The 9,061-nt window shown below is 67.0% G+C and carries 8 protein-coding genes, 1 tRNA gene and 1 other RNA gene; 4 read left to right on the top strand and 6 right to left on the bottom strand.

The window, feature by feature from the left end; genetic code table 11:
* Positions 1 to 3: 3 nt before the first annotated feature.
* A complete protein-coding gene (locus SKC41_RS09075) occupies positions 4 to 441 on the bottom strand; it encodes an SRPBCC family protein (protein ID WP_330977322.1) in 438 nt (145 codons plus the stop codon).
* A gap of 129 nt (positions 442 to 570) precedes the next feature.
* On the opposite strand from SKC41_RS09075, the gene SKC41_RS09070 reads away from it, so the two are divergent.
* On the top strand, positions 571 to 1,905 hold the full coding sequence (locus SKC41_RS09070) for an FAD-binding oxidoreductase (RefSeq protein ID WP_330977321.1): 1,335 nt from the start codon (positions 571 to 573) through the stop codon (positions 1,903 to 1,905).
* Entirely contained in the window at positions 1,902 to 3,212 is a 1,311-nt protein-coding gene (locus tag SKC41_RS09065) for a class I SAM-dependent methyltransferase (protein WP_330977320.1), read from the top strand. The genes SKC41_RS09070 and SKC41_RS09065 overlap by 4 nt, the downstream gene beginning before the upstream one ends.
* 6 nt (positions 3,213 to 3,218) lie before the next feature.
* On the opposite strand, the gene SKC41_RS09060 is transcribed toward SKC41_RS09065, so the two are convergent.
* The 3 genes from SKC41_RS09060 to ffs form a co-directional block, all read right to left on the bottom strand.
* Complete coding sequence (locus tag SKC41_RS09060; protein WP_330977319.1) at positions 3,219 to 5,123, bottom strand: DNA polymerase III subunits gamma/tau; 1,905 nt, start codon at positions 5,121 to 5,123, stop codon at positions 3,219 to 3,221.
* A gap of 107 nt (positions 5,124 to 5,230) precedes the next feature.
* A complete protein-coding gene (locus tag SKC41_RS09055; protein ID WP_330977318.1) occupies positions 5,231 to 6,523 on the bottom strand; it encodes an aminotransferase class I/II-fold pyridoxal phosphate-dependent enzyme in 1,293 nt (430 codons plus the stop codon).
* A gap of 89 nt (positions 6,524 to 6,612) precedes the next feature.
* An RNA gene (ffs, locus tag SKC41_RS09050) (signal recognition particle sRNA small type) lies at positions 6,613 to 6,707 on the bottom strand.
* Between the two features lie 79 nt (positions 6,708 to 6,786).
* Here ffs and SKC41_RS09045 point away from each other — a divergent pair.
* Both SKC41_RS09045 and SKC41_RS09040 read left to right on the top strand, forming a co-directional pair.
* Positions 6,787 to 6,872 (top strand) — tRNA-Ser (locus SKC41_RS09045).
* A 101-nt stretch (positions 6,873 to 6,973) separates the two neighbouring features.
* Positions 6,974 to 7,807, top strand: coding sequence for a hypothetical protein (locus SKC41_RS09040; protein ID WP_330977317.1), 834 nt, complete (start codon positions 6,974 to 6,976; stop codon positions 7,805 to 7,807).
* Here the strand turns inward: SKC41_RS09040 and SKC41_RS09035 are convergent, their stop codons facing one another.
* Positions 7,808 to 8,524, bottom strand: coding sequence for an enoyl-CoA hydratase/isomerase family protein (locus tag SKC41_RS09035; protein ID WP_330977316.1), 717 nt, complete (start codon positions 8,522 to 8,524; stop codon positions 7,808 to 7,810).
* 55 nt (positions 8,525 to 8,579) lie between these two features.
* A complete protein-coding gene (locus SKC41_RS09030) occupies positions 8,580 to 8,966 on the bottom strand; it encodes a hypothetical protein (protein ID WP_330977315.1) in 387 nt (128 codons plus the stop codon).
* Positions 8,967 to 9,061 lie beyond the last annotated feature (95 nt).

The following is a 9,061-nucleotide window of genomic DNA, read 5'->3' as shown; positions in this document are numbered from 1 at the left end:
GGCCTAGCCTTCGAGCTCCTTCTTCAAGTTCGCCAGTACCTCACCCTGAATTTTCTTCAGTCCCAAGGGTGCAAACGTCTTTTCGAAAAAGCCCTTGACGCCGCCCGCGCCCGTCCAGCTGGTTTTGACGGTCACGCTAGATCCGGGTCCCGCCGGAGCCACCGTCCAGTTGGTGATCATCGACGAGTTCGCGTCCTTCTCGATGACGCTGTGGCCGGCGACATCGACCGTTGCCTGCACGTCGCGACTCCGGGATTTGGTGGCCTGAAGCTTCCACTTGACGACGGTGCCCTGTCCCTGGCCGCCCTGCAGCACCTGGTATTCGCTGTAGTGCGGGGACAGGATCTTCGGGCGGACGGTCTGGTAATCCGCCACCGCGGCGAGCGTGGCCCCGGGCTCGACGTCGATCAAGATGGTGCTGGCTGCGCTGACCTGTGCCATCAGGCGCGACTCCTCTGCTGTGATGCCGCTCGCGAGCGGGTGCACGGGGTGTGGTCGAAGACTAGGGTATATGTGGTGCCAGGCTCAGGATCTGCACACTCGGCTCACACGTCGGGCGTCGATCGGTTGATGGCGAGTTATCGCTCCATCCCCGTGACGTCCGCGGTCCGGCTCGCCAAGCCCACGTCAAACCTGTTCCGCGCCCGCACTAAACGCGATGCCCGCGGCCTGGACACCTCGGGACTGACCGGCGTCCTGAGTGTCGATCCCGAAGCCCGCACCGCCGATGTCGCCGGCATGTGCACCTATCAGGATTTGGTGGCGGCGACCCTGCCCTATGGCCTGTCGCCACTGGTCGTTCCGCAGCTCAAGACCATTACGCTCGGCGGCGCGGTCAGCGGCCTGGGCATCGAATCGGCGTCGTTCCGCAACGGTTTGCCACACGAATCGGTGCTGGAAATGGATATCCTCACCGGCGCCGGCGAATTACTCACCGCATCGCGCGATCAGCACTGCGACCTATTCCGGGCTTTTCCCAATTCCTATGGAACATTGGGTTATTCGACGAGGCTGCGGATCGAGCTCGAACCGATCGCGCCGTTTGTGGCGTTGCGGCACATCCGATTCCACTCATTGCCCGAACTGGTCGCGGCCGCCGAACGCATCATCGACACCGGCGGGCATGACGGAACCCCGGTCGATTATCTGGACGGCGTGGTCTTCGGTCCCGACGAGAGCTACCTGTGCGTTGCCCGGCGCACCACCACCCCGGGACCGGTCAGCGACTACACCGGAAAAAACATCTACTACCAGTCGATGCAGCACGACGCCGCGGGCCCGGCGGACACCAAAGACGACCGGCTGACGATGCACGACTATTTCTGGCGCTGGGACACCGACTGGTTCTGGTGCTCAGGCGCATTCGGCGTCCAGAACCCTGCGCTGCGCCGCTGGTGGCCGCGCCGCTACCGGCGTAGCAGCGTTTACTCCAAGCTCGTGGCGATGGATCGCCGGTTCGGGATTTCCGACCGGATCGAGGCCCACCATGGGCGTCCGGCCCGGGAGCGGGTAGTCCAGGACGTCGAGGTGCCGATCGGGCGCTGCTGCGAATTCCTGGAGTGGTTTCTGGACAACGTCCCGATCACGCCGATCTGGTTGTGCCCGTTAAGGCTTCGTGATCACGACGGCTGGCCGCTGTATCCGATGCCGGCGGAGGTCAGCTACGTCAACATCGGATTTTGGTCCTCGGTGCCTGCCGGTGACGGTGTGGGGATTACCAACCGCGCGATCGAGGCTAAGGTCAGTGAGCTCGACGGGCACAAGTCGTTGTACTCCGACTCCTTCTACACCCGTGAGGAATTCGACCAGCTGTACGGCGGCGAGGCCTACAAGACGGTCAAAAAGTCCTACGATCCCGACTCTCGTCTGCTCGATCTCTATGCAAAGGCGGTGCAACGGCGATGACGACGACCAAGGAGCCCGACCACTCCATTACGGGCAAGCTGAACCTGGCCGAGGTGCTGGCCATCTTCACCGCGAGCGGCGGGCACCCACTCAAGTTCACCGCGTACGACGGCAGCACAGCCGGCAGCGCCGACGCCACGCTGGGACTGGACCTTTGCTCACCGCGTGGCACTACCTACCTGGCGACGGCGCCCGGCGAGCTCGGCATCGCCCGCGCGTACATCTCGGGCGACCTGCAGCCCATCGGCGTGCATCCGGGCGATCCCTACGAGCTGCTCCGAATGCTGGCCGACCGCGTGGATTTCAAGCGGCCGTCGGCGTGGACCCTGGCTCAGTTGATCCGCTCGATCGGCATCGAGCATCTGGTGCCGATTGCTCCGCCGGCGCTGGAAACGCCGCCGCGGTGGCGCCGGTTCGCAGAAGGCGTGCTGCACAGCAAGTCCCGCGACGCGGGAGCCATCCATCACCACTACGACGTATCCAACAGGTTCTACGAATGGGTGCTGGGGCCGTCGATGACCTACACCTGCGCGGTGTATGCGAACGCCGACGCGACTCTGGAAGAGGCGCAAGACAACAAGTACCGGCTGATCTTCGAGAAGCTCAACCTGCAACCGGGCGACCGGTTGCTCGACGTGGGATGCGGCTGGGGCGGAATGGTGCGGTACGCCGCTCGCCACGGCGTGCGGGCCATCGGCGCGACGCTGTCGGCCGAACAGGCGAAGTGGGCGCAAAAAGCGATCGAGGACGAAGGCCTCGCCGACTTGGCCGAGGTGCGCCACTGCGACTACCGCGACGTGCTGGAGTCGGGCTTTGACGCCGTTTCGTCGATCGGGCTAACCGAGCACATCGGGGTGAAGAATTACCCGAGCTATTTCGCTTTCCTCAAGTCGAAGCTGCGCACCGGTGGTCTGCTGCTCAACCACTGCATCACCCGTCACGACAACGAGCAGCACACGTTTGCGGGCGGTTTCACCGACCGCTACGTCTTCCCCGACGGCGAGCTGACCGGTTCGGGACGCATCATGACCGACATTCAGGACTCGGGTTTCGAGGTGCTGCACACGGAGAACTTCCGACACCACTACGCGATGACGTTGCGCGACTGGTGCCGCAACCTCGTCGAGCACTGGGACGAGGCGGTTGAGGAAGTGGGTCTTGCCGTCGCCAAGGTGTGGGGACTTTATATGGCGGCGTCACGAGTTGCGTTCGACGAGAACAACCTTCAGCTCCATCACGTCCTGGCCGCCAACGTGGAGCGCCGCGGCGCCGACAATCTGCCGCTGCGCCCGTGGTGGCGACCTTAGCGGGGCTCAGTCCCCGTCGATCCGGCGCGCGCCCAGTTCGTTCTGCAGTAGTTCGAGTGCGGCCTCTTCGGGGTCGCGGCGCGGTGCCGACGGGTCGCTGCGACCGGCTTCGGCAAGCATGTGTTCTTCTTCGTCACGTTGCACGGATTCCGCAGCGGCAGCGTCGCTTACGGGTGCCTCGTCCTCGGCGGGTGGCGGCACGACTCTCCGGCGAGGGGGTGCGGGCGCAACCGCGTTGCTGGGAGGCGGCGCCGCGGCCGGTGCCGACCCCGGGGAGCCGGCGTCGCAACGGACCCGCCAGTTCACGCCCAGCGCGTCCTTGAGTGCGTCGGCGATGACGTCGGCGTTGCGCTGTTCGGACAGTCGCTTGGCCAACGGCGCCGACTCGTGCGTGAGCACCAGGGTGTCGCCCTCCACGGCACGTACGGTGGCGCCGGCCAGCATCACCTCGGTGGTGCGGCTACGCTCGCGCACCTTGTCGCGTACCGTCGGCCACATCGTTCGCACCGCGGCGGCATTGGGTTCGCCCGGGGCAGAAGGTGATTCGGGTTCCGGTGCCGGAGCGTGTTCGGGATTCGGCACCGGATCGGGCGGCGGCGCGGGTTCGGGGGGCGGTGCCGCGTCCGGTTCGGGGGCCGGCTCGCGCTTCGGCTCGCCGGGCTTGGCTTCGACCGTTCGGCGTGCGGCCGGCCGGGCAACCGACTCGGCCCGCCTGGCGGGTGCGTCGGCGGGGGGCGCCTCGCCGGCGGGTATGGACATGGCCAGCCGGGTCTCGATCCGCTCGACACGATGCAGCAGAGCCGATTCCGCGTCGCTGGCCGAGGGCAGCAGTAAGCGGGCGCAGACGACCTCGAGCAGCAGGCGCGGCGCCGTCGCGCCGCGCATCTCGCCCAGGCCGGCCTGCACCACCTCGGCGTAGCGGGTCAGCGTCGCCGGGCCGATGCGCGCCGCCTGCTCACGCATCCGGTCCAACACATCCTCGGGCGCGTCCACCACACCGCGGCTCGCCGCATCCGGAACCGCTTGCAGCACAATCAGATCGCGGAATCGCTCCAACAGGTCGACGGCGAAACGTCGCGGGTCGTGGCCCGCGTCGATCACCGCTTCGACCGCGCCGAACATCGCCGCGGCATCCCCTGCGGCCAACGCGTCGACGGCGTCGTCGATCAGCGCCACGTCGGTGGCGCCCAGCAGCCCCAGCGCCCGCGGGTACGTCAGGTGATCGTTGTCGGAGCCGGCCACCAACTGATCGAGCACGGAGAGGGTGTCGCGCGGTGAGCCGCCGCCCGCGCGGATGACCAACGGGTACACCGCGTCGTCGACGACGACGCCCTCTTGCTCGCAGATCCGCCCGATAAGCGACCGCATGGTTTTCGGCGGCAGTAGCCGGAACGGGTAGTGATGGGTCCGCGAGCGAATCGTCGGGAGCACCTTCTCCGGTTCGGTGGTGGCGAAGATGAAGATGAGGTGCTCGGGCGGCTCCTCGACGATCTTGAGCAGCGCGTTGAACCCCGCCGTCGTCACCATGTGCGCCTCGTCGACGATGAACACGCGGTAGCGCGACTGCGCCGGCGCATAGAAGGCGCGGTCGCGCAGTTCGCGGGTGTCGTCCACGCCGCCGTGGCTGGCGGCGTCGAGTTCCACCACGTCGATGCTGCCGGGCGCGTTGGGCGCCAGCGCCTGGCACGAGTCGCACACCCCGCACGGGGTGGCCGTCGGTCCCTGCGCGCAGTTCAGCGACCGGGCCAGGATGCGGGCCGACGAGGTCTTTCCGCATCCCCGCGGCCCGGAGAACAGGTACGCGTGGTTGATCCGGCCGGCTTCCAACGCGATGGACAGCGGTTCGGTGACGTGCTCCTGCCCCACCACTTCGGCGAAGGTTGCCGGTCGGTACTTGCGGTAGAGAGCCACGGTCAGCAGGCTACCGGCGCCGTGCGACGACGATGCGGGCACCGCAGGTCCCGCTGAGGAGTCGGACCATCAGAAACCGTGTCCTGCGTCCGGCCAGTCGTCGGCAGTCAGTTCACGCTCGGCGCCGGGGCGCCCTGCCGGGCCTCGGAAGCCGCCAGCAGCGCGCAGGTCGCCAGCCCGTCGACGGCGTCGCGCAGGTCCGGCAGCGACGGGAAGGTGGGCGCGATGCGGATGTTCTTGTCCTCCGGATCCTTGCGGTACGGGAACGTCGCACCCGCCTCGGTGACGGCGATACCGGCGTCCTTGGCCAGCGCAACGGTCCGGCGCGCGGTCCCGGGCCACACGTCGAGGCTGATGAAGTAGCCGCCCTTGGGCTCGGTCCAGGACGCGATCTTGGAGTCGCCGAGCCGCTGCTCGAGGATCTCCAGCGTCAGGGCGAACTTCGGCGCCAGGATCTGCTGGTGGCGCTGCATCTGCAGGCGGACCCCGTCGGCGTCGCCGAAGAAGCGCAGGTGCCGCAGCTGGTTGATCTTGTCCGGGCCGATCGACTTCTTCCCCGCGTACTGCAGGTACCAGGCGATGTTGCCCAGCGATCCGCCCAAGAAGCTGACGCCCGCGCCGGCGAAGGTGATCTTCGAGGTCGACGCGAAGACGTAGGGACGGTTCGGGTTGCCGGCCGCGGCGGCCAGCCCGAGGATGTCGATCTGGCTCAGGAAGTCGTGCGTCAGGGTGTGCACCGCGTAGGCGTTGTCCCAGAAGATCCGGAAGTCGGGGGCCGCCGTCCGCATCTGCACCAGCCGCCGAACGGTTTCCCAGGAGTAGGTCACGCCGGTGGGGTTGCCGAACACCGGCACCGTCCACATCCCTTTGATCGCGGGGTCGACGGCGACCAGCTCCTCGATCATGTCGACGTCCGGGCCGTCGTCGCGCATGGGGATCAGGATCATCTCGATGCCCATGGTCTCGGTGATGGCGAAGTGCCGGTCGTAGCCGGGCGCCGGGCACAGGAACTTGATGCCCGGCTCGTCCTTCCAGGGCCGCTGCGAGTCCACGCCTCCGTAGAGCATCGAGAAGGCGACGAGATCGTGCATCAGCTCCAGGCTGGAGTTGTTCCCGGCGATCAGGTTGGGCACCGGGATGCCCAGCAACTCGCCGAAGATGGATCGCAGTCCGGGCAGGCCGTGCAGGCCGCCGTAGTTGCGGGTGTCGGTCCCCTCGGCGTCGCGGAAGTCGTCGCCGGGCAGGCTCAGCAGCCGGTTGGACAGATCGAGCTGCTCGGGGGCGGGTTTCCCACGCGTCAGATCCAAGTGCAGCTTCTTGGCCTGCAGTTCCGCGTAGTCCTGCTGGTTGCGGGAGTGCAGTGCGGTGAGCTCTTCGGGGCTGAGGGAGTCGAACGCCACCATTAGCTTTCTTCGGGGCCCTTTCGCTGTCGAACGCCGGAGGGTGACGGGCCGGCTTGCGGCGTAAGCGCTGGTCGCACGGCCCCACACATAGGGGACCCCGCGCACCCGACAGAGCCCATTGACCCTTGCTGCCTTCCGGCCCTGGGGGAGTTCACAGGATAGACGCCGCGCGGGGTCCATGGCGAGTGTAGTACCTGGCTCGGGGCAGCCGATGACGGCCGACCGACATTCCGCATTGACCCAGCCGCTACCATTGCCACGGAGGATTCGCCTAGTGGCCTATGGCGCTCGCCTGGAACGCGGGTTGGGTTAACAGCCCTCGCGGGTTCAAATCCCGCATCCTCCGCAAATCGGGTTCACTCGGTTTCCAGACGCGGCCCAACGGTTGTTCGGAATCTGTTTGGCTGCCTTTAGGCTGACGTGGGCTCACCAGTATGAGGGAGGCGTATGGGCCGCAAGGTCGCCATACCGTGGCACTTGGTGTTTTCGATCGGTGCCGGCGTCCTCTATTTCCTCTGCGTGTTGCCCCGCTGGTCCGAGTTGATGGGCGACACATCGCGCGGACTGGGAATGGCGGGCCGCATCGGCGCGGGCGCGCTGATCGCGCTGGCCGCGCTGCCCGTGGTGTTCACTCACCTGCGGACCCGCAAGCCGGAGCTCGGCACCCCGCAGATGGCCCTGACGCTCCGGGTCTGGTCGATCGTGGGCCACGTGCTGGCCGGGGTGCTGATCATCGGCACCGCGATCAGCGAGATCTGGCTCAGCCTGGACGCTGCCGGACAGTATCTTTTCGGGATCTACGGCGCCGCCGCCGCGATTGCCCTGCTCGGATTTTTCGCGTTCTATCTGTCGTTTGTCGCCGAGTTGCCGCCTCCTGCGCCGAAGCCGATCAAGGCGAAGGAGCCCAAGAAGCGTCGGCTGCGCCGTAAGAAGGACGCCGAGGAAGCCGCCGAAGCCGACGAGGCGGACGCCGAGGAAGCCGCCGAAGCCGACGACACGGAATCCGACGAAGCCGAGCCGGCACCGGCCGCAGGGCCCGCAGCAGAACCCGCCGACCCCACCGCGAAAGCTGTCGACGCCGTCAAAGCCGAGAAGCCGGCGACCGACGACGACGCGGAATCCGAGGAAGCCGAGGAAGCCGACGACGCCGAGCCGTCCGACGAGGCCAGCGAGGACACCGAGGAAACTCGCCCCGGGCTGCGCAACCGTCGCCCGGAGGGCAAGGGCTCGCATCGCATGCGGCGCAGGCGCACCCGCGGCGGCGTCGCGCTCGACGAGTGATCAGTCGCGGCGTTTAAGGCCTTCCACGTAGGCGGCCAGGCGCTGCTGCGTCTCGTCTGAACCCCACAGCTGGCGCACGTCGGCGTCGGTAGCGGCGCCTTGACGAATCCGCGCCACGGCCGGGGCGCGCAGCTGAGCCTTCGTATCGCGATAGGCCTCGACCGGCAGCTCGCCAAGCTCGGCGGCCTCGCCGACCGCAGCCTCGATCAGGTCGTCGGTGACGATGCGGTGGGCCAGCCCACGGGCGATCGCGTCGGGCCCCTTGTAGGTGCGGGCGCCGAGCAGCACTTCCTCGGTGCGGTCCCCGCAGGCATAACGCATCACTTCCAGCGCGGCGACCGGGAATGAGACACCGACGCGAACCTCGGCCGCACCGATACCGGCTTCGAGTCCGATCAGCCGGCGATCGCAGGCACACGCCAGCACACACCCGCCGGCGATCGCGGCGCCGTTGATGGCGGCCACGGTCGGCCACGGAAAGTTGAACAGCGCGTCGAACGCGTCAGACAGCGCCGGAACCAGCCGATCGGTGTAGTCACGGCCGCCCTCGACCACGCGGTTCAGGTCGACCCCGGCGGAAAACACCCGGCCGGCGCCGGTGACGACCAGCGGACCGTTGCCCGACTCCTGCACTTCGCGAAAGGTTCGGGTCAGCTCTTCGAGCACGTCCACATCGAGGGCGTTGACGCGCCCCGACGACAGGGTCAACACCCGCACCGAACCAACAGTCTGGATCTCTATCACAAGGACACTCAAGCACTCGCCGGAAGCGCTACTGCTGGTGGGTCAGTCGGGCCAGGATCACCGGAATATCGGTGTTCTCATCGGAGTGATAGCTCGCGCAGACGCGGTGATAGCCGTCGGCGATCTGCAGCGGAACACCCGACACGATGTCACCGCGCACCAGCAGGATCGGCGACAGCGCAATGCCTTTCTCGATCTTGCTGAGGTCGGCGGCGACATGTGGGTTATCGACGGGTAACAGGCTCAGCTGCGCGGCCCGCAGGATGTCCTTGGCCTTCTTATGCGTCACCGATCCGGTCTGCAGCCGTTTCGCCAGCTTCTTGACCGTCGGCGGGTCAGCGAGTAGGTCAAGGTAATCGCAAGCTGCCGGAAAGTCATGTGCCTCAGGCGTTTCCAACCACTTCACGCTGGCCATCGGATCTCTCCCTCCATCGGGTCCCCGCCGACGGAGCCTACCGGCTGCACCTGAAAATTGGGATCGGTAGCAACGCCGGAGTTCTGTACTTGCTG

It is taken from the genome of Mycobacterium sp. 050128, assembly GCF_036409155.1.
Lineage (GTDB): Bacteria > Actinomycetota > Actinomycetes > Mycobacteriales > Mycobacteriaceae > Mycobacterium.
This window is presented reverse-complemented; position numbering and strand designations above follow the sequence as displayed.